The 21,933-nt window shown below is 38.7% G+C and carries 19 protein-coding genes and 1 other annotated feature; of the genes, 1 reads left to right on the top strand and 18 read right to left on the bottom strand.

Going from position 1 to position 21,933, the window contains the following annotated elements:
- The first annotated feature begins 260 nt into the window (after nucleotides 1–260).
- Nucleotides 261–1,973 (top strand): Rqc2 family fibronectin-binding protein, encoded by a 1,713-nt coding sequence (locus V7112_RS01705; RefSeq protein WP_335414467.1) that lies wholly within the window; start codon nucleotides 261–263, stop codon nucleotides 1,971–1,973.
- A 25-nt stretch (nucleotides 1,974–1,998) separates the two neighbouring features.
- On the opposite strand, the gene pyrE is transcribed toward V7112_RS01705, so the two are convergent.
- The 18 genes from pyrE to V7112_RS01615 form a co-directional block, all read right to left on the bottom strand.
- On the bottom strand, nucleotides 1,999–2,631 hold the full coding sequence (gene pyrE / locus V7112_RS01700; RefSeq protein ID WP_335414464.1) for an orotate phosphoribosyltransferase: 633 nt from the start codon (nucleotides 2,629–2,631) through the stop codon (nucleotides 1,999–2,001).
- Nucleotides 2,628–3,344, bottom strand: a complete 717-nt coding sequence (gene pyrF, locus V7112_RS01695) for an orotidine-5'-phosphate decarboxylase (protein WP_335414460.1) — start codon at nucleotides 3,342–3,344, stop codon at nucleotides 2,628–2,630. The genes pyrE and pyrF overlap by 4 nt, the downstream gene beginning before the upstream one ends.
- On the bottom strand, nucleotides 3,344–4,255 hold the full coding sequence (locus V7112_RS01690) for a dihydroorotate dehydrogenase (protein WP_335414457.1): 912 nt from the start codon (nucleotides 4,253–4,255) through the stop codon (nucleotides 3,344–3,346). The genes pyrF and V7112_RS01690 overlap by 1 nt, the downstream gene beginning before the upstream one ends.
- The gene (locus V7112_RS01685) at nucleotides 4,252–5,031 is read right to left on the bottom strand and encodes a dihydroorotate dehydrogenase electron transfer subunit (RefSeq protein ID WP_335414454.1); all 780 of its coding nucleotides are present in this window, start codon (nucleotides 5,029–5,031) and stop codon (nucleotides 4,252–4,254) included. Before V7112_RS01685 ends, V7112_RS01690 begins: the two co-directional genes overlap by 4 nt.
- Complete coding sequence (gene carB / locus V7112_RS01680) at nucleotides 5,028–8,240, bottom strand: carbamoyl-phosphate synthase large subunit (RefSeq protein ID WP_335414449.1); 3,213 nt, start codon at nucleotides 8,238–8,240, stop codon at nucleotides 5,028–5,030. The genes V7112_RS01685 and carB overlap by 4 nt, the downstream gene beginning before the upstream one ends.
- Nucleotides 8,225–9,325 carry a carbamoyl phosphate synthase small subunit gene (locus V7112_RS01675; protein WP_335414446.1) on the bottom strand — a complete coding sequence of 367 codons (1,101 nt, stop codon included), beginning with the start codon at nucleotides 9,323–9,325 and terminating at the stop codon, nucleotides 8,225–8,227. Before V7112_RS01675 ends, carB begins: the two co-directional genes overlap by 16 nt.
- Complete coding sequence (locus V7112_RS01670; RefSeq protein ID WP_335414443.1) at nucleotides 9,322–10,608, bottom strand: dihydroorotase; 1,287 nt, start codon at nucleotides 10,606–10,608, stop codon at nucleotides 9,322–9,324. The genes V7112_RS01675 and V7112_RS01670 overlap by 4 nt, the downstream gene beginning before the upstream one ends.
- Nucleotides 10,605–11,507 carry an aspartate carbamoyltransferase catalytic subunit gene (locus V7112_RS01665; protein WP_335414849.1) on the bottom strand — a complete coding sequence of 301 codons (903 nt, stop codon included), beginning with the start codon at nucleotides 11,505–11,507 and terminating at the stop codon, nucleotides 10,605–10,607. Before V7112_RS01665 ends, V7112_RS01670 begins: the two co-directional genes overlap by 4 nt.
- Nucleotides 11,508–11,665: 158 nt before the next feature.
- Nucleotides 11,666–12,979 carry a solute carrier family 23 protein gene (locus V7112_RS01660; RefSeq protein WP_335414439.1) on the bottom strand — a complete coding sequence of 438 codons (1,314 nt, stop codon included), beginning with the start codon at nucleotides 12,977–12,979 and terminating at the stop codon, nucleotides 11,666–11,668.
- Nucleotides 12,980–13,306: 327 nt separating this feature from the next.
- A complete protein-coding gene (pyrR, locus tag V7112_RS01655) occupies nucleotides 13,307–13,855 on the bottom strand; it encodes a bifunctional pyr operon transcriptional regulator/uracil phosphoribosyltransferase PyrR (RefSeq protein WP_335414435.1) in 549 nt (182 codons plus the stop codon).
- Nucleotides 13,856–14,073: 218 nt separating this feature from the next.
- Nucleotides 14,074–14,982 (bottom strand): RluA family pseudouridine synthase, encoded by a 909-nt coding sequence (locus V7112_RS01650; protein ID WP_335414432.1) that lies wholly within the window; start codon nucleotides 14,980–14,982, stop codon nucleotides 14,074–14,076.
- Nucleotides 14,957–15,445, bottom strand: coding sequence for a signal peptidase II (gene lspA, locus V7112_RS01645; RefSeq protein WP_335414430.1), 489 nt, complete (start codon nucleotides 15,443–15,445; stop codon nucleotides 14,957–14,959). The genes V7112_RS01650 and lspA overlap by 26 nt, the downstream gene beginning before the upstream one ends.
- 112 nt (nucleotides 15,446–15,557) lie before the next feature.
- On the bottom strand, nucleotides 15,558–15,932 hold the full coding sequence (locus V7112_RS01640) for a TraR/DksA family transcriptional regulator (RefSeq protein ID WP_335414426.1): 375 nt from the start codon (nucleotides 15,930–15,932) through the stop codon (nucleotides 15,558–15,560).
- 403 nt (nucleotides 15,933–16,335) lie between these two features.
- Nucleotides 16,336–19,104, bottom strand: coding sequence for an isoleucine--tRNA ligase (ileS, locus tag V7112_RS01635; protein ID WP_335414423.1), 2,769 nt, complete (start codon nucleotides 19,102–19,104; stop codon nucleotides 16,336–16,338).
- A 290-nt stretch (nucleotides 19,105–19,394) separates the two neighbouring features.
- Nucleotides 19,395–19,659, bottom strand: a binding site (T-box leader).
- Nucleotides 19,660–19,730: 71 nt separating this feature from the next.
- The gene (locus V7112_RS01630) at nucleotides 19,731–20,231 is read right to left on the bottom strand and encodes a DivIVA domain-containing protein (RefSeq protein ID WP_335414420.1); all 501 of its coding nucleotides are present in this window, start codon (nucleotides 20,229–20,231) and stop codon (nucleotides 19,731–19,733) included.
- A gap of 103 nt (nucleotides 20,232–20,334) precedes the next feature.
- Nucleotides 20,335–21,108, bottom strand: a complete 774-nt coding sequence (locus tag V7112_RS01625; RefSeq protein WP_335414418.1) for an RNA-binding protein — start codon at nucleotides 21,106–21,108, stop codon at nucleotides 20,335–20,337.
- A gap of 57 nt (nucleotides 21,109–21,165) precedes the next feature.
- Nucleotides 21,166–21,426, bottom strand: a complete 261-nt coding sequence (locus V7112_RS01620; protein ID WP_335414415.1) for a YggT family protein — start codon at nucleotides 21,424–21,426, stop codon at nucleotides 21,166–21,168.
- 6 nt (nucleotides 21,427–21,432) lie between these two features.
- A complete protein-coding gene (locus tag V7112_RS01615) occupies nucleotides 21,433–21,867 on the bottom strand; it encodes a cell division protein SepF (protein ID WP_335414410.1) in 435 nt (144 codons plus the stop codon).
- Between the last annotated feature and the right edge of the window lie 66 nt (nucleotides 21,868–21,933).

The raw sequence follows: 21,933 nt of genomic DNA, 5'->3' as shown, positions 1-21,933 counted from the left end.
TGCCACAGGATGTGGCGTTATTAGTCTTTGATCTTATCGCTCGAAAAATTTCCTTTGAAAAATCGTGGCATCCGCCGGAGGCTTGAACATAATCATTAGAAGTGGAAGACTTCTGATGATTAATGTTCTATCTATGAAAGCTTATTCAGTCTCGTCCAAAAAAATGCTATACTTTTTTTAAGTAACCGATTAGTTGGTACAATTAGATTGAAGAGAAATAGAAGTCATTCTTCTATTGATAAGGAAAAGAGGAAATATCTATGACATTCGATGGAATATTCACGCATGCAATTGTGGATGAATTGCAACAAACACTTGAAAATGGAAGAATTTCAAAAATCTATCAACCATATAAAAATGAATTAATTTTTCAGGTTCGTTCAAATGGAAGGAATCATAAGCTACTGCTTTCTGCACACCCTAGCTACGCACGTATTCATGTAACAAATGAATCCTATGATAATCCACAAGAACCGCCGATGTTTTGTATGCTCCTCCGAAAGCATCTTGAGGGTAGCATTATAGAAAATATCCAGCAGGTAGATATGGACCGAATCATCATCTTTGACCTGAAAGGTAGAAATGAACTTGGTGATGTCTCTTTCAAACAACTAATCATTGAGATTATGGGTAGACATAGTAATATCATTCTTGTTGATACGACAAAAAGGACAATCCTAGATAGTATTAAGCATATTTCACCTGCGTTCAATCGTCACCGCACGATACTACCAGGATATACATATGTTGCACCACCCGTACAAGAAAAGACGGATCCATTTACAGTCGATGAAGAAGCATTTTTGAAAAAAATCGACTTTAATGCCGGCAAATTAGATCAACAAATTGTGAATAAATTTTCCGGTATTTCCCCGCTTTTTGCAAAGGAAGTTGTATTTCAAGCCGGAATAGCCAATCGCAAAACATTGCCGGGACCATTTTTGTCGATGATTGAGACCATTAAGCAAAATCAGATTACACCCCAGATTATTACAAAAGGTCAGAAGGACTATTTCTATATCCTTCCCCTACATCATATTGGTGGTGAGGTTAAAGAATTCGCTTCGATTAGTAATATGTTGGATCGTTTTTATTTTGGGAAAGCAGAACGTGACAGAGTTAAACAACAAGGAAATGATCTAGAGCGTTTTATAGTCAATGAAAAAACGAAAAACGAGAAGAAAATAAAAAAGCTAGAAGCAACCTTAGTTGAATCAGAAAAAGCTGAAAAATATAAGCTCTTTGGCGAACTAGTGACAGCAAATATGTATGCAATAACTCGGGGCGATAAGGGGATAGAGGTGTTAAATTACTACTCCGAAGACAATGAGATGGTAAACATCCCGTTAAATCCCCAAAAAACACCATCCGAAAATGCACAAAGCTATTTTTCTAAATACCAGAAGGCAAAGAATGCAGTTGCCTATGTAGAACATCAAATTGAGAAGGCCAATGAAGAAATTGCCTATTTTGACTCTTTGTTACAGCAAATCGAATCTGCTGCGCCAAAGGATTTACAGGAAATTCGTGAGGAACTCATGGAGGAAGGCTATCTTAAAAACAAGCAACAAAAAGGTCATAAAAAAATGAAGCCTACGAAACCGTCCATTGAGCATTATATAGCAAGTGATGGAACAGAAATCCTTGTCGGTAAGAACAATAAACAAAATGATTATTTAACAAATAAATTAGCAGCAAGAGATGATATTTGGCTACACACGAAAGACATTCCTGGTTCGCATGTCATTATTAGAAGTAAACAACCAGCAAACGAAACTATCCTTGAGGCTGCGACAATTGCAGCGTATTTCAGTAAGGCTAAAAACTCATCCTCTGTACCGGTTGATTACACATTGGTACGTTATGTAAAAAAACCGAATGGATCAAAGCCTGGTTATGTGATCTATGACAATCAACAAACCGTATATGTTACACCAGAAGAAGATGTAATACTTAAACATAGAAAACCCTAGGAACGATATCATTCCTAGGGCTTTTTTAGATTTTACTTGTATTCCATTCAGCTGGGTTTTCACGCCAGCTTTGGAGACTCTCAATATCATTTTCCGACACTACATTTTTTTCTAAAGCAACCTCGATTAATATAGGATAATCTGTTAATGTATGCGCAGAAAGTTCTGCTGCTTTTAAACGTTCTGCAGCTGCTTGAAGCTGATATGAGAAGATTGCCACGATGCCTAATACTTCACAACCTGCTTCTTGAAGGGCTTGGGCAGCAGTTATCGCACTACTACCTGTTGAAATAAGGTCTTCAATAACCACTACTTTTTGTCCCTGTGCTACCTTACCTTCGATTTGATTTCCTTTACCATGTGCCTTTGCCTTACTTCGAACATAGACCATTGGCAAATGTAAAACATCACTTACCCATGCTGCATGAGGAATTCCTGCAGTTGCCGTTCCAGCAATCACCTCTGCTTCGGGATAATGGGTCGTAATCAATTCAGATAATCCCTTTGCAATTTCCTGACGAACTTTAGGGAAAGAAAGGGTCATACGATTGTCGCAATAGATAGGAGATTTTAATCCTGAAGACCAAGTAAATGGGTCATTTGGCTGTAAAAATACCGCACCTATCTCTAATAAATGTCCTGCTATTTCTTTATTCATACTCGTACCCCTTCCCATGCTGCTTTCATTTGGTTATATGTTTGTAACGGGTTAGTTGCGCGTGTGATCGATCGACCAACTACAATCGCAGTGGATCCTAATTCTCTTGCTTTTTCAGGTGTAACAACCCGCGCTTGATCTCCTACTTCATCATTCGCCTGACGAATTCCCGGCGTTACAGTCATGAATTCATTTCCTAGGCTTTTGTTGATTACCGGAACTTCAAGGGAGGAGCAGACAACACCATTCAAGCCGCTTTTTTTCGTTAATGCTGCATATTCAACAACCACATCTAATAGATCACGTTCAATCAGCAATTCATTTCTCATTACGTCTTCAGTAGTGCTAGTAAGTTGAGTTACAGCGATACACTTTGGCCTTGTTTGTCCTGAGAGAGTTCCAGCCTCTAGACCTTCACGAGCTGCTGCCATCATTTTTACGCCACCTGCAGCATGAACATTAACTAAGTCAACGCCAAGCCCTGCAAGACGCTTCATTGCGGAATATACGGTATTTGGAATATCATGAAGCTTTAAATCTAGAAAAATGGAGTGGCCTTGGTCTTTTAAAAAATGAATAACGGATGGCCCTTCTTGATAAAATAATTCCATTCCAACCTTAACGAATAGCTTTTCCTCTTCGAATTCGTTTAGAAAAGCTTTTGCCTCCTTTAGGTTTGGAAAATCAAGAGCGATAATTAGTGGTCGTTCCATTATTTCCAGCTCCTTCCCTGACATTCTGAAATATGATCAAATCCGTATTTATCTAGTAAACTTGGAAGCTCTTCAATGATTGTAGGGCAAACAAATGGGTCAACGAAATTGGCGGTCCCTACAGCGACAGCACTCGCACCAGCATAAAAATATTCAAGCACATCTTCAGCTGTTTGAACGCCACCCATACCGATGATTGGAATGGACACAGCCTGACTTACTTCATGAATCATTCGAATTGCAACAGGTTTGATTGCTGGACCTGATAATCCACCTGTTTTATTTGCTAAAATTGGATTTCCGGTTTTAAGGTCAATGCGCATGCCGATTAATGTGTTAATCATTGTTAAACCATCTGCGCCCGCTTCTTCAATCGCTTTAGCCATTTCAACAATGTTTGAAACATTAGGTGATAATTTTACATAAACCGGTACACTTGATGCTTCTTTCACATATTTCGTTAACTCTGCCGCAACCTCAGGAATGGTACCGAAGGCAATTCCCCCTGTTTTAACATTCGGACATGAAATATTTAATTCTAGTGCATGCACATTTGGTGCTTTTGATATTTCTCTTGCCACTTCAACATAGTCTTCAATTTGTGAACCTGCGACATTTGCGATTATCGGTACATCAAATTGCTCTAGCCATGGGAGCTCTTCGGACAAAACTTTTTCAAGTCCAGGATTTTGTAATCCGATAGCATTTAACATCCCTGCGCTTGTTTCGGCCACGCGAGGAGTTGGATTGCCGAATCTTGGCTCTACAGTTGTAGCCTTAATCATGATTGCACCTAGACTACTCAAATCATAAAATTTCGAGTATTCTTTACCGAATCCAAAGCAACCGGATGCTGGCATGATTGGATTTTTAAGTGATAAGCCTGGTAGTTCAACCTGAAGTCTGTTCATAGTACCACCTCTCCAACCTTAAATACTGGACCATCACTACAAACCTTTTTATAGGAAGACCCGTCTGGATCATTTTGAAGATGACAGACACATGCAAAGCATGCACCAATGCCGCAGCCCATTCTTTCTTCTAAAGAGATATATGCATTTCGGTCAGGATACGCATTTTCTAGTGCCTTAAGCATCGGTGTTGGACCACATGAATAAAGGGTATCAAATGTAATGCCGGAATTTGTGATGACATCTGTCACAAATCCTTTGGTTCCAACAGACCCATCAACTGTAGCGATATAAGTGTCACCAAGTTCAGTAAACCTTTCCTCATAAAAAACAGCTGATTTGGATTGAAATCCAAGTACATGAATGACATTTACACCCTTTGCAACTAATTGCTTAGATAATTCATAGAGTGGTGGAACGCCGATACCTCCACCGACAAGCAATGCAGTTTCACCTTGACTGACTTCATCTACAGGAAATCCATTTCCTAGTGGGCCAAGGACATCGACTGATTGGTCTGCATTTTTTTCAGAAAGGACCCGTGTTCCGAGTCCTTCCTTTCGGTAAATTAGTGTGAATTCTTGTTTTTCTTGGTTAATATTTGCAATACTAATAGGTCTTCGTAACAAAGGGTCAATTCCATCACTAACTTTTACATGGACAAATTGCCCTGGCTCACCCATTACCTGCACCAATGCTCCAGCTAATGTAAGCTCAAAAATATCCTCTGCAATTTGAAAATGGCTTACAACCTTCATTTGTTCCTTTTTAATCATGAATGCACCACCTCACGCTTCCCGTCGCGTGAACCCATTGATTCGCTTGAGAATGTCATTGATTCTAGAACTTTCACAATTGCTTTAGCTGTATCTAATGAAGTTAAGCATGCAACTCCATTTTCAACAGTTTCACGGCGAATTCTAAAGCCATCTCTTGCTGGCTGCTTTCCTTTTGTTAATGTGTTGATAACGAATTGTGCTTTACCTTGACGGATGACATCAATTAAATTTGGTGTTTCTGATCCGATTTTATTTACAACCGTAACCGGTATGTTTGCCTTCTGTAAGTAGCTAGCAGTTCCACTTGTTGCAAGAAGCTGATAGCCAATTGTAGCAAAGCGTTTTGCAATTTCAAGAGCTTCTTCCTTGTCTTTATCTGCTACCGTTAATAACACTGAGCCGTAATTTGGAATCGAGATTCCTGAAGCTACTAGCCCCTTGTATAATGCTTTTTCTAACGTATAGTCTTTCCCCATAACTTCCCCTGTCGATTTCATTTCAGGCCCTAGGGAAATGTCCACATTGCGAAGCTTCGCAAATGAGAAGACAGGAACCTTAACATACACGCCTTCACTTTCTGGGTGTAATCCTGTTGTATATCCTAATGAAGGTAAAGATTGACCGAGAATAACCTTTGTCGCAATGTTCGCCATTGGTACGCCAGTGATTTTACTTAAAAATGGTACTGTACGGCTTGACCTTGGGTTTACTTCAATTACAAACACTTCTTCGTTATAGACAACAAATTGGATGTTCAATAGACCGATAATGTTTAAACCTTTTGCAAGTGCGATTGTATGGTCAATGATTTGTTGTTTTACATGCTCAGTAATTGTTTGTGGAGGATATACGGCAATTGAGTCACCTGAGTGAACTCCTGCACGTTCGATATGTTCCATGATTCCTGGAATATACACTGTTTCTCCATCTGAAATTGCATCTACTTCAATTTCTTTACCCGTTAAATAGCGGTCAATAAGGACCGGATGCTGCGGATTGATTTTCACGGCATTTTCCATATAATGAAGGAGCTCTTCTGTTTGATAGACAATCTCCATTGCTCTTCCACCTAATACATAAGAAGGTCTGACTAGTACTGGGTAACCTATTGATTCTGCAATTACCACTGCTTCTTTAACTGAAGTTGCGGTTTTCCCTTTGGGTTGTGGGATACCTAGCGAAACAACCGTTTGCTCGAATTTATCTCTGTTCTCAGCACGGTCTAAGTCTTCTAAGGATGTACCTAGGATTTTTACTCCTCGCTCAGATAAAGCACTTGCTAGATTGATAGCTGTTTGACCACCAAATTGGACAACCACACCCTCAGGTTGTTCTAAATCGACGATATGCATAACATCTTCAATTGTTAATGGCTCAAAATATAGCTTATCTGAAATGCTGAAGTCTGTTGAAACTGTTTCAGGGTTGTTGTTGATGATGATTGCTTCATAACCCGCTTGGTTAATCGCCCAAACAGAGTGAACAGTCGCATAATCGAACTCCACTCCCTGTCCAATCCGGATTGGACCTGAACCGAGAACAATCACGCTTTTACGGTCCGTTACGATTGATTCATTTTCGTCAGCAAATGTTCCGTAGTAATAAGGTGTTGCTGATTCAAATTCAGCTGCACATGTATCGACCATTTTATAGACTGGAACAATTCCTTCTTGTTTTCGGGTTTCATAAATTTCAATTTCTGTTGTATTCCAAAGCTTCGCGATGATGGAATCGGCGAATCCTCTCTTTTTCGCAAGTAGTAATGTTTCCAGATCACCAACATTTTGGCGTAAAGTGTCTTCAAGCTTAATAATATTTTCAAACTTTTGCAGGAAGAATAAATCTATTTCACACCATTGGTGAATTTGCTGGATTGTGATGCCGCGTCTAATTGCTTCAGCAAGATAGAATAGACGTTCATCTCCAGCTTTGCGTATTCTCTTTTCAATAGTAGCAAGCTCGGCATTTGCTGCATCTTCAAGCTCAATATGCGTTACATTTGCCTCAAGGGAACGAACGGCTTTTAAAATAGATTCTTCAAAATTACGGCCAATTGCCATGACTTCGCCAGTTGCTTTCATTTGTGTTCCTAGTCGGCGGTTTGCAGACTCGAATTTATCAAATGGCCAACGTGGAATTTTTGTAACAATATAGTCGATTGTAGGTTCAAACGCTGCATATGTTGTACCTGTAACAGGATTTTTCATTTCATCTAAAGTCAAACCAACTGCAATTTTTGCCGCAAGCTTTGCAATTGGGTAACCAGTTGCTTTTGATGCTAAGGCAGAGGAACGGCTTACACGTGGGTTAACTTCAATAATATAGTAAGTAAAGCTATATGGATCAAGTGCTAACTGAACATTACAGCCGCCTTCAATTCCGAGTGCACGAATAATTTTTAAGGATGTATGTCTTAATAATTGGTATTCACGATCAGTTAAGGTTTGGCATGGTGCCACTACGATTGAGTCACCCGTATGGATACCTACTGGGTCCACATTTTCCATGCTGCATACAACAATTGCATTATCCGCAGAGTCTCGCATTACTTCAAATTCGATTTCCTTGAATCCTGCGATACTTTTTTCCAGTAAGCATTGTGTTACCGGGCTATTTTTTAAACCACTTGTTACGATTTCAATTAATTCTTCTTCATTGTTACAAATTCCACCACCAGTTCCGCCAAGCGTGAACGCTGGTCTTACGATAACTGGGTAGCCTACTCTTTCAACAAAGCTGTATGCTTCTTCTAAGTTATGGATAATGTCACTGTCTGGTACAGGCTCATTTAGTTCATTCATTAAGCTTCGGAATAAATCGCGGTCTTCTGCTTGTTCAATGGCAGAAAGGGTCGTTCCAAGGACTTCAACTCCACATTCTTCTAGAATACCTGACTTTGAAAGCTCAACTGCCATATTTAATCCAGTTTGCCCACCAAGTGTTGGTAGAATCGCATCCGGTCTTTCTTTGCGAATGATTTTGCTTACAAATTCTAATGTTATTGGCTCAATATAGACTTTGTCTGCAATTTCTACATCTGTCATTATGGTTGCAGGGTTTGAGTTAACTAAAATTACTCGGTAACCCTCTTCTTTCAAGGAGAGGCAGGCTTGAGTCCCCGCATAATCAAATTCAGCCGCCTGCCCAATGACAATTGGACCAGATCCGATTACTAATATACTGTTAATGTCTAAGCGTTTTGGCATAGCTCTTCGCCTTCTTTCTTGAAGTTTTCAATCAGCTGTAAAAAGTCGTTAAATAAGCTATTTGCATCGTCCGGGCCTGAGGAAGCCTCTGGATGGAATTGAACAGTAAATGCTGGATATTCTAAATGACGAATTCCCTCTACCGTGTCATCATTTAGGGCAATATGTGTAACTTCAAGCTTTGTTTTTGCTAAAGATTCTTTATTCACTGTATAGCCGTGGTTTTGAGAAGTAATCGCAATTTTACCTGTTTTCAAGTCCTTTACAGGATGATTTGCGCCTCGATGTCCAAATTTCATCTTTTCGGTTTCTGCGCCATTTGCTAAGGCAAATAATTGGTGTCCTAGGCACACTCCGAATAATGGTACCTTTCCAAGAACTCCTTTAATCATCTCACTTGCTTCTGGAACATCCTTTGGATCTCCAGGTCCATTACTTAATACAATGCCGTCTGGGCTCAAACGAAGTATTTCATCTGCTGTTGTATTGTACGGAACAACAACGACATCACAGTCACGTTTATTTAATTCGTGTAAGATACTATGCTTCATTCCGAAATCAACAAGAACGATACGATGTCCTCTTCCTGGACTTGGGTATGGGCTAGATGTAGAAACTTGTTTCACTTGGTCTGTTGGTAAAGTCATGCTGTTTAGTTGGTTAACAACATCATTTACATGAACATCCATACCGCAAATTGCACCCTTTAATGTGCCATGTTGGCGGATTTTTCTTGTAAGCTTCCTCGTATCGATTCCTGAAAGACCTGGAATGACTTTTGATTTAAAATAGTCGTCAAGACTAAATTGACTTCTAAAATTTGATGGGTGGTCACAAACCTCATTCACGATAAGTCCGCTAATTTTCGGATTAATTGATTCAAAATCATCTCTGTTAATTCCGTAGTTTCCAATTAGTGGGTATGTTAATGTGACAATGTGACCACAGTTTGATGGATCCGATATGATTTCTTGATATCCTGTCATTCCTGTATTAAAAATAACCTCACCTATATTGTCTGTAGTGCTCCCAAAGCCTTCTCCGATAAAAACTGTTCCATCTTCTAAAATCAGTTGTCGCTTCATGCTAGAACACTTCCTTTCTGCCATACAATGCTGCCATTTACGAGTGTCATGACTGGCCAGCCTTTACATTCCCAGCTAACAAATGGTGTGTTTTTTCCTTTGGATACGAAGTTTTCTGGATTGATTGTTTCTTTTGCTTCTAAATCAATAACAGTTAAATCGGCATTTTTGCCAATCTCTAAGCTTCCAAATGGGAGCTTAAATGTGTTTGCAGGTTTGCTAGTTAAAAAGTCTACTAATTGCTTTAATGTGATTTTATTCGTCTCTACAAAATGAGTATAAAGAAGTGGGAAAGCTGTCTCTAAGCCAACGATTCCAAATGGCGCCAAGGCCATCCCTTGAGCCTTTTCCTCACTTGCATGTGGAGCGTGATCGGTTGCGATAAAATCAATTGTTCCATCGAGAAGTCCTTCAATAAGTGCTTCTAAATCCTCTTTTCCACGTAATGGAGGATTCATTTTATAATTTGTGTCTAGGCTTGGAATGTCTTCATCACATAGTAGTAAATGATGTGGAGTAACCTCAGCTGTTACATGAATACCCGCACGCTTTGCATCTCTAATGACACGCACTGATTCCTTTGTACTTACGTGACACACATGATAGTGACAGCCAGTGGCTTCAGCTAATAAAACATCCCTTGCAATATGTACAGATTCACATACAGAAGGAATTCCATTGATTCCATGCTTTTTCGAGAATTCACCCTCATGAACAGCACCTTTATTAATGAGAGTATTTTCTTCGCAATGAGCCACGATAGGCATATCAATTGCTGCCGCTTGCTTCATTGCTTCAAGCATCATTCCCGCTGATTGAATTCCAACACCGTCGTCTGTAAATGCGAATGCCCCTGCTTCCTTTAATCCTTTCATATCTGTGAGCTCCTCGCCTAGCTCTCGAATGGAGATCGACGCATATGGAAGGACATGAACATGAGCCGTATCCTTGATTCTCTGTTGAAGCCAATTCATTTGCTCGACTGTATCTGGAACAGGTCTTGTATTTGGCATGGCTGCAATTGTTGTAAATCCGCCCTTTGCAGCTGCAAGGCTACCCGTCTCAATGGTTTCTTTATGTTCTCCCCCAGGCTCTCGAAGGTGGACATGGACATCAACAAGTCCTGCTGATACAAACATTCCTTCTACATCAATTACCTCACAATTGCTTTGGTCTAGATTTGTTCCAACAGCTTCAATTAAACCATCCGTAATTTTGATATCTGCAGCTATTAGTTCACCATGTTCATTAAGAATTTTTGCATTTTTTAGTAATGTGCTCATATTAAAATTCCTCCTTCTACCTGTTGTAAAACCCTTTTAAGTACTGCCATTCTAACAAATACACCATTTTCCATCTGTTTAAAAATTCTAGAATTTTCTGCTTCGACTAATTCACTTGCCATTTCAACACCCCGGTTAATTGGGGCTGGATGCATAATAATGCTTCCATTTTTCATGTTTTTGCCTCTTTGAATCGTTAAGCCGTATTGCTCATGGTATTCTTCTTTCGTTAAATCCATCGAAAATTTATGACGTTCATGTTGAATACGGAGAAGCATGACGACATCCGCTTCTGCAAGCCCTTTATCAAGGTCAACAAACATCCCATATGGGGTTGTTTGATCTTGCCATTCTAAAGGTGCTGAAAAATGGACGTTTGCACCCATTCTTGTTAGGCTTTGTGCGTTCGATCGTGCTACCCTACTATGGCGAATATCACCGACGATTAACACATTTAAATCTTTGAAACTATTAAACTCTTGTTTAATGGTTAATAAATCGAGGAGAGATTGTGTAGGATGGTTACCACATCCATCACCCGCATTAATGATTGGTATATGTATTCCATCTTTTAGTTCATTGAAAAATTCATCCATTGGGTGGCGAATCACGACTGCATTTGCACCGATTGATTGAAGAGTCTTTACAGTGTCATAAAGACTTTCTCCTTTTTGAACACTTGAAGTCATAGCTTCTAGGTTCAAGATGTCAGCACCTAATCTTTTTTCAGCTACCTCAAAGCTAAAGCGTGTGCGAGTACTCGGCTCAAAGAAAAGATTGGCTATAAATGTTTGTTTTTCAACCTTCCATTGGCTCCCTTCCGCAAATAAACTTGCTTCAAAAAGAATCCGGTCAATGTCTTCAATACTCAACTCGGTCATTGTAAGTAAATGATTCATTTTCATTTCCCCTCCTCCTTCAATTAAAAAACACCCTTACCTTCTTTAGGTAAGGGTGTAAAAACATGGTTTTGATAAGAATGGGTACACTGCACCCCTTCATCGTCAGAACCTTACACCCTTAATAACCTCTCTGGGTCACTTTAAAAGGTGTTGCACTATGCAACTGAGTTATCATCCTCAAGATGAGTCTCATATATATCTTCGTCTTCACTCACTTCTCCGCCTGGAAGTATGATGTTTAGTAAAACACCAATGATTGCAGCTAGGGCCATGCCGTGGATTTCAAAGCCTACCACCTTAATGAAGGCTCCACCAATTCCAACCACAAGGATGACGGATGATATAACCAAGTTTCTGTTATCTCCAAGATCAACCTTGCTATCCACTAACATCCGTAAACCAGATGAAGCAATAATTCCGAAGAGAAGGATGGAAACCCCACCCATAACCGGGGTTGGAATCGAGCTAATTAAAGCATTGATTGTTCCACTAAAGCCGAAGAAAATTGCGACAACCGCTGCACCACCGATTACATATACACTGAATACTCGAGTGATGGCTAGGACGCCAATGTTTTCTCCATACGTAGTATTTGGTGGACCACCCAGTAGGGATGCTATCATCGTTGCAACTCCATCTCCCATAATAGAACGATGTAAACCTGGCTGTTTAATCAAATCTTTTTGTACAACTTTACTTAATACCATTTGGTGTCCGATATGCTCTGATAAGGTTACAACCGCTACTGGAACGATTAAGGCAATCATGTCCATTGAGAAATGTGGTGTGTATGAAACAAACGGGATAATAAAATCTGGCATTTCAATAAACTTTGCTTGTTTAACTCCTGAAAAATCAACTAATCCGATGGTTAATGCATATACATATCCACCAATAATTCCGATTAAAACTGGAATTAGATTGAAGAAACCTTTAAAGAAAATTGTCGCAATAATCACGATGGCTAATGTTACTAATGCCACTGAAAAATGCTGAAGGCTGTATGCACCACTTGCATCATTCATTGCCATTCCTACTGCTGTTCCTGCTAGGCTTAGACCGATTACGATGATGACCGGACCAACTACTACAGGTGGGAGGATTCGTACAAGCCATTTATGTCCTGTTGCTTTAATGATTAGGGCCACAATTCCATATACTAAACCTGCAAGTAAGCTTGCCATCATTGCAGCACCTGGACCATCGGCTGCAATTGCTGTTTGAAGCGGAATGATGAAAGCAAAGGATGACCCTAAGTATGCAGGGACCTGCCCCTTCGTAATAAGAAGAAATGCTAGGGTACCTAACCCACTGGAGATAAGAGCCACTCCTGGACTAATTCCCACTAGATACGGTACAAGTATCGTTGCGCCGAACATTGCAAATAAATGCTGCAGGCTAAGTATTGCGAAGAGACCTGCTGATGGTTTTTCTTTTATGCCTAAAACAACCTTTTGGCTATCATTCATTACCTTTTTCCTCCTCATTTTTAACATACCCAAAACAAAAAAATCTTTGTGTTTTTTACACAAAGAGGTACACAAATCCCTTTCGAGTTGAGAAGGAATGTTACCCCTTTGTTAGCCTCTCTGGACTACAATTAAAGGGTATTTATTTGTCTAGCTTCAGCGCCTAGAAACTCGAGAAACTTCAACTCCTCCTTCAGAAGCAAAGGACGCTTCTATTGTCGGAGTCCTTGACGCACAGGACGTGCTAGTGCCGACGTTGCCACAGGACGTGGCGACTTTAGTCGGCCAGTTTTCTCGTTTCTGATCAAGGCACTTACGCATTTCGTTTTATTTTTTATGAATCGTTACTTGATCTGTTTTATCAATTTCTTCTAGTTCCACCACAATTTTTTCAGAGTTGGCTGTTGGAATATTTTTTCCAACATAATCAGCTCGAATTGGGAACTCACGATGACCCCTATCAATTAAAACCGCTAATTGGATCTGCGCTGGCCGTCCAATGTCAATTAGGGCATCTAATGCTGCTCTAACTGTTCTCCCAGTGAATAATACATCATCAACAAGGATGACTTTTTTATTGGTGATATCGACTGGGATATCAGATCCTTTTACAATTGGTTCTTGATCTGCTGTTTTTGTTGTTAAATCATCCCGGTATAAAGTGATATCAAGTTCACCGATAGCGATCTTTTTACCTTCAATTTGTTCAATTCGACTTGCGATGCGCTTGGCTAAGTAAATTCCTCTTGTTTTGATCCCAACGATCACACAATCCTCGATACCTTTATTTTTTTCAATGATTTCGTGAGCTACTCTTGTTAATGCTCTCCTAATTGCCTGATTGTCTAGTACTACTGCTTTTTCTGTTTCAGCCATATGTTACACCTCACTAACATTGATAACTCCCTTGTAACGAAAAAGTCCTCTCACCGTTAGTGAGAGGACATAGGTTTTTAACACATGAGGATATAGATATCCCAATGTATTTTTCCGTTTCCTTCTCAGCCTCACGGGACTGATTTTAAAGGGGCTCATTTAATTAAGTTTATTTTACGGTGCATATCGAATTTTGTCAATCCTTTTATGACAAAATTTTAATGCCGAAGTTTTTCAAGAAGCTCCTCAAAATATGCAGGAAGTGGTGCTTCAAATTCAAGATACTCATTCGTTCTGGGGTGCACAAAGCCTAACAGCCCTGCATGTAATGCTTGTCCACCTAAATCCAATGTTTTCTTTGGCCCGTACTTTGGATCACCAGCTAGTGGATAACCAATATATTTCATATGAACACGTATTTGATGCGTTCTTCCTGTTTCAAGCTGACATTCAATAAAGGTAAAATCCTTAAATCGCTCTAACACATTAAAATGAGTGACAGCTACTTTACTGTTCTCATCCGTAACTGTCATGCTTTGACGGTCCTTTTTATCTCTCCCAATTGGTGCATCGATTGTACCTTGGTCATGTGGTATAACGCCATGGACGATTGCTTTATATTTACGAGTAACTGATTTTTCAACCAATTGATTTACTAAAGATTCGTGGGCCACGTCATTTTTCGCAACCATTAGCAGACCTGAAGTATCTTTATCGATTCGATGGACAATCCCCGGGCGAAGAACTCCATTGATTCCAGATAAATCCTTGCAATGGGCCATTAGACCATTTACAAGTGTACCATTCAAATGACCAGGCGCAGGATGCACGACCATTCCTTTTGGTTTATTAACCACTAGAACGTCTGCATCTTCATAATAAATATCTAAATTCATTTCTTCCGGGACAACATCAAGTGGTTCCGGCTCTGGAATGACAATTTGAATTTTGTCTCCAAGATTACCTTTAAAATTGGGTTTTATTTTATTCCCATTAACCGTAATGTTTCCATCCTTAATCCAGGACTGAACTAGAGTTCTTGACCATTCTGAATTAAAGGCAGAGACAATTTTATCAATTCGGTCATTTTGCTGATGCTCTTTAATCGTTAGTTCGAATTGATTCATCTGTTTTCTCCTTTTCTAATTTCCCTTCAAAAAGCGTTAAAATCAAGATTAAACCTACACCAATAACCAATGCGGAATCGGCAATATTAAAAATTGGGAAATTATATGTAAAAATGTAAGTATCTATAAAGTCGACAACTTCTTTACGAAAGATACGGTCGATAAAATTACCAATTGCACCACCAAGCATTAATGAAAGCGCAATGCCAAATAAGCGCTGGTTTGGCTGAAGACGTTGAATGTACAGAACGAGCATAACAACCACGATAATGGTGATAATATAGAAAAACCACATTTGCCCCTGTAAAATCCCCCATGCTGCACCACGGTTACGATGAGATGTTATGTACAAAAAATTAGGAATGATTTCAATTGAATCTCCAAGCTCCATAAAACGGACAATCACCCATTTTGTTACCTGGTCTAATAAAATCACAAACAAAGCAATTAAATAATAATACACGTAAACGCCCCCATGTTAACAAACTTTACCTTTCTGCATTTTAGCACATGATTGGACGAGTGTACAATGTATTTGAGGGATGTACCAAGCAGAAGTAAAAGGTGGACCCCCTTTACTTCTGCTCTACTAAATATAGATGTTTTTCATGTTGAAGGGGTTGACAATTGTTTCTGTCATATAAATCAATGAAGGAAAATTCAAAAATGGTACGGGCTGTTGGAAGGATCTTAAGTTTTTCAATTGGAATTTCAGCACCTGTTTCTTCGCAGGTTCCAAACAATCCAGAATTCATTTTATTTAATGCTCTTTCGACATCACGTAGGTCTTCTTTAATATGATTCATGATAATTTTTTCTTTTTCAGACTGCTGATTCTGAAAAAGGAATTCCTGACTTACCTCATATTGTGTTGACTGCATCAACCTTGATAATAGTTCCATCTTCGTTAATTCTAACTCCGCTTTAATCTCTGCATACCGATCGTTCATTTGAACGCCTCCTTATCATGCTTTTGATTAAATGCTTAAGAACATTTCTAGTGGTGAGTAAGAATAGTGTTGCCTATTAAGGTTTGTGTTAAAGCCAACAACTTTTTCCTGTAGGATGAAAATGACACTTCGAATTTCTGCGTTGGCTTGCTTCTCCGTTCCTCACGTATTAACTGCATACGCTCCGGTACTCAAAGCTGCACCGCCTTGAAATTCTTGGTCCTTTTCATCCTACTTTTACCTAATTTATTTTACTTTTTCTTATTACATAATACGTTTTTCTTATAAAAAATTGACGGTTGGCAAGCCAAGTTGTTAGTTTACAGTTATATTAAGGTAATATTTCAATTTTTTTAGATCAAAAAAATACCATGAACCTTAGATTCATGGTATTTTTCCTCGTTTAGTTTTCGTAATTTTCTTTTACAACAGATGCACAGCGTGTGCAAAGTGTTGGATGATCTTGGTCTTCACCAACAGTCGGTGTTACAACCCAACAACGATCACAAGTTTCACCTTCTGCAACACCTACAACGATTTTTACTTGTTCAAAAACCTGTGCGTTAGCCGGGGCATCTTCATATGCGCCACCAATTTCAAAGCCTGAAACGATAAACAATTGCTTCAAGTTTTCTTCAATAGAATCCAATAGAGATTTTGCTTCATTGTTTGGATATAATGTAATACTTGAAGCTAACGATTTCCCAATGACTTTCTCATTTCGAGCTTTTTCTAGTGCTTTAAGAACATCATCGCGTAGCTCCATGAATGAATCCCATTTTGCTTCTAATTGATCTGCATTAGGAATTTCAACTGAATTAGGCATATCAACCAATTGAACACTTTCTTCTTTAACAGAATCGATATGAGACCATACCTCGTCTGCTGTATGTGGAAGAATTGGGGTTACCAGCTTAGTTAGGCTTAATAATGCTTCAAATAAAACAGTTTGAATTGAACGGCGATCCTGCTGATTCGCAGCTTCGATATATAAAATATCCTTCGCAAAGTCTAGATAGAAAGAGCTCAATTCGATTGTACAGAAATTATGAACAGAGTGATAAACACCTGCAAATTCATAATTTTCATAGGATGTTTTAACCTTATCAATTAATTTGTTTAATTTAACAAGGATATAACGGTCCACTTCGCGTAATTCATTTACTGGAACTGCATCTGTTTCTGGATTAAAGTCACTTAAGTTTCCAAGTAAGAATCGGAATGTATTTCTGATTTTACGATATACCTCTGCAACCTGTTTTAAAATAGCATCAGAAACACGAACATCTGATTGATAATCAACGGAAGCAACCCAAAGACGTAAAATATCTGCTCCTAGCTGTTTCATAACCTTCTCAGGAACAACAACATTTCCAAGAGATTTACTCATTTTACGACCTTCACCATCAAGGGCAAAACCATGGCTTAATACCCCTTTATATGGCGCTTTTCCTGTTACCGCAACAGCAGTTGAAAGTGATGAGTTAAACCACCCACGATATTGGTCTGAACCTTCTAAATAAAGGTCTGCAGGACGTTGCAGGTCGTCTCTTTCTAATAGAACTGCTTGGTGGGATGATCCAGAGTCAAACCATACGTCCATAATATCTGTTTCTTTTGTAAAGATGCCGTTTGGACTTGATTCATGTGTGAAACCTTCAGGTAATAAATCTTTCGCTTCACGTTCAAACCAAACATTTGAACCATATTCTCTAAACAGTTCGGATACATGGTTAATTGTCTCATCTGTAATGATTGGTTCCCCATTTTCACCATAAAACACTGGAATTGGAACACCCCATGCACGTTGACGAGAAATACACCAATCTCCTCTGTCACGAACCATATTAAATAGGCGTGTTTCACCCCATGCTGGAACCCACTTTGTTTCTTTAACAGCTTCCATTAGCTCATTTCTAAAATCCTTAATTGACGCAAACCATTGAGCTGTTGCTCTAAAAATCGTTGGTTTCTTTGTACGCCAGTCATGTGGGTAGGAGTGAGTAATGAAGGAAAGCTTTAATAACGCTCCAACTTCGTTCAATTTTTCAGTGATTACCTTATTAGCCTCATCATAAAATAGGCCCTCGAACCCTGGCGCTTCATCAGTCATATATCCTTTTTCATCAACAGGACAAAGAGCGCCGATACCGTATTTTTGGCCAATGATAAAGTCGTCTTCCCCGTGTCCTGGTGCTGTATGAACACATCCAGTACCTGCATCAGTTGTAACATGTTCACCAAGCATTACAAGAGAGTCACGGCCATAGATTGGGTGAGTTGCTACAACCTTTTCTAATTCACGGCCTTTAAACGTCTTTACAACGGTAACTTCTTCCCAGCCGATTTCTTTTGTTACTGCCTCTAATAATGCAGAAGCAACAACATATTTACTGTTATCAACACTTACAACACTGTATTCAAGATCTGGATGTACGCTAATTCCAAGGTTTGCTGGAATTGTCCAAGGAGTTGTTGTCCAGATGATGATTTTTTCGTCACCCTCTAACACACCTTTACCGTCCTTAACAGGGAATGCTACATAGATAGACGCCGAACGCTTATCTTGGTATTCAATTTCTGCCTCAGCAAGTGCTGACTCACTTGAAGGAGACCAATAAACAGGCTTAAGTCCTTTGTAGATGTAGCCTTTTTTAGCCATATCTCCAAAAACTTTGATTTGCTGTGCTTCGTATTCTGGTTTTAATGTAATATATGGGTTCTCCCAGTCACCACGAACACCAAGACGTTTAAATTGTTCTCTTTGGTTATTGATTTGCTCGTATGCATATTCTTCACATAGCTTACGGAAGTCTGCAACGCTCATTGCCTTACGATTGACCTTCTTATTCTTTGTAAGAGCTGTTTCAATTGGCAGTCCGTGCGTATCCCAACCTGGCACATATGGTGCACAATAGCCGTTCATTGATTTAAACCGGACGATCATGTCCTTAATAATCTTATTTAAGGCATGCCCCATATGAATATCACCATTCGCATATGGTGGTCCATCATGTAGAACGAATAATGGACGCCCTTTTGTTCGTTCTTGAACCATTTGATAAATGTTCATTTTTTCCCATTGCTCTTGCACTTGTGGTTCACGATTTGGTAAATTTCCACGCATTGGAAATTCTGTTTTTGGCATTAATAACGTTTCTTTGTAATCCATTACCATTTCCTCCTAATATAGTTCCAACTTAATTGCAGCTTGTTACAGTATGGATATCTTCGGGTACCTTTAATCAATCAAATGCGCCATAGCGTATTTGCGCCCGATTTTTTTCGAGTTTGCTCGAAAAATTTCCTTTTAAAAATTGTGGCATCCGCCGGAGGCATTAACTTTATTCAGACGATGTTTGAACACTTACACAAATTGAATATTCTTACTCATTTCTCCCACTTATAAAAGTGGGAGAATTCTTCTGAATAAAGTAAATACAAAGAGACCTTCTCATCCCAAAAAGGGACGAGAAGGCCTCTCGCGGTACCACCCTTATAGACGAAGATTTCTCATTCGTCCACTCGACATTCGTAACGTGAATGATTCGCGAAATGCTTACTTAGAAATGATTATAAGGAATGCCTTAAACCATTTTTATGTGTTCAGCACCGAACTCCAGGGTGATCTTCATTCTTACTTCTTATATCAGGCTTCCACCATCCCTGACTCGCTTTCAAAATTAATAAGAGTTATAAGAACTACTGTCCCCTTCATAGCTGCTAGTATATAATTTTTAGTTAAATTAGTTGTTTTAAAATTATATTCGTATTAAACAAAAGAGTCAAGTGTTGAAATTAGTTTTCTTCTGATTCCGCAAAAACTGGCTCAACATTATATTCCATAAGATGATCCCAGTCATCATTATTAAGCATATCTAGCTGTGCTTCAATTAACATTTTAAATCGGTTTCTGAATACTTTTGACTGTTTCTTCAATTCTTCGATTTCAATTGATATCTTTCTAGATTTAGATAAGGATTCATTAATAATACGATCCGCATTTTTCTCAGCTTCTTTAACAATCAGCTTTGCTTCCTTTGAAGCGTTGCGTTTCACATCTTCAGCTGTTTCTTGAGCAATTAATATCGATTTATTTAATGTTTCTTCAATATTTGTAAAATGTCCTAGTTTTTCATTTAGCTCGGAAAGCTTTGATTCAAGTTCTTTTTTCTCACGAATAACCATTTCATAATCTTTAATGACTTGATCGAGAAACTCATTAACTTCATCCTCATCATAGCCACGAAAACCTTTATTAAATTCCTTATTATGAATATCTAATGGCGTTAAAGGCACGAATGCCACCTCCAATAATTAATAGATAAATTAGAAATCATTACCTATATTTATGATACTTTACATTTCGACAAAAAAGAAGAAATTCCTGCATTATTATCAATTATTTTTGTCTTCCTACAATAATTCTCCATTTTTCCTTTTTCGTTTTTCCTTCACTTGAATGAAGTTTACTTCTTCCGTACCCACGAACAGAGAGGACATCCGTTTCTTTACATTCAAAAGAAGTTTGCTCGATTTTTTTCCAGTTCACTTTTACGAGCCCGTTCTCAATTAAGTCTTGAACTTTTTGTCTGGACAAATTCAAAATAGATGACAGTACAACATCTAATCGCATGGAGGAAACAGTGACAGCTTGCTCTGTCCATTCTTCTTTGATTTCAAGTAAATCAGTAGTGGCTATTTCTGATAGTGAGATAGTTGCTTTACCAATAGCAGTTAAATTCATACGAACATAATCTGAAATCTCTTTTGCAACTACAATTTGAATACGCTCATCAATAGTTAGAATATCACCAAATTTGGAGCGTTTTAGACCAAGTGACATCAATGAACCTAGCACTTTGCGATGGTCGACCGTAACAAATTTAACTGGATACTTCACTTCAAAAAAGAAAAGATCAAAGTCTATTTCATTTGGTTCAAAATAGGGTGGATACAATAATGCACGCTTTCGTTCAAGCCCTTCTTTTCCACCAAAGAAATCGACAAGGATTTCCCCATTTGTCCCAATCACCTGTTTCACAATTTCTTGTTCACGCGGATCAAGAAAATCGGTTAACTTAGGGCTGTACTGGTTCTCGACAACTTGTTTCCATTCCAACACTTGATCGATGAACGCATGCTCTTCTTTTCGAAAATGTTGATATAAATTCATATGTATTTACCTCGGGTTGAAATAAAGAAAGGGACCCAGCATAGAAGGTCCTTTTTCTTAAAACATGACTTGTAGTGCATGAATTCCTCTACCAGCGAAATTTAAAACAAGGATTGCGACGATTGGTGAAATATCGATCATCCCTAGTGGTGGAATAAATTTGCGGAAAGGTTCTAAATAAGGTTCACAAATTCTTGCTAAAAATTGACCAATTCCTGATTCACGTGCATTTGGAAACCACGACATTAAAATATAAATAATAAGCGCATATGAATAAAGCACAAGCACTTGACTTAAGATCCCGAAAACAATACCCATTTTCGACTACCACCCCTTTTCAGCGTATTCTTCGTTGGAAACAATCTCAGAAATATTTCCTGCAACATCAATATTGTCTGGAGTACATAAGAAAATATTAGAACCAATGCGTTGAATATCCCCGCCAATGGCATATACAGTCCCACTTAAAAAGTCAACAATTCGCTTTGCTTGATCATGTTGGACTCTTTGTAAATTAACAACCACTGCTCGTCTATTTTTCAAATGATCGGCAATTTCCTGCGCTTCTGCATACACACGAGGTTCGAATAAAATAACCTTTGAAGACTTTTGAACGCTTTGCAAGCTTACCACATTTTGCTTCGTAGCAGTTCTAGTAGGCTTTGTTGGCTCAATTTCCTCTTCAAAATATTCTTCCTCATCATAATCATATTCATCTTCTAGTGCAAAAAAACTTTTAAATTTTGACTTTATGCTCATTTATAACACCTCTCTTTTATCAAATGCGCCTTGGCGTATTTGCGCCCAGATTTTTTTAGGCCCACA

Origin of the sequence: Bacillus sp. JJ1566 (assembly GCF_036962685.1) — a bacterium.
GTDB lineage: Bacteria > Bacillota > Bacilli > Bacillales > Bacillaceae_L > Ferdinandcohnia.
Note: the sequence above shows the minus strand (reverse complement) of the source record. Positions and strands in the feature narration are given on the sequence as shown.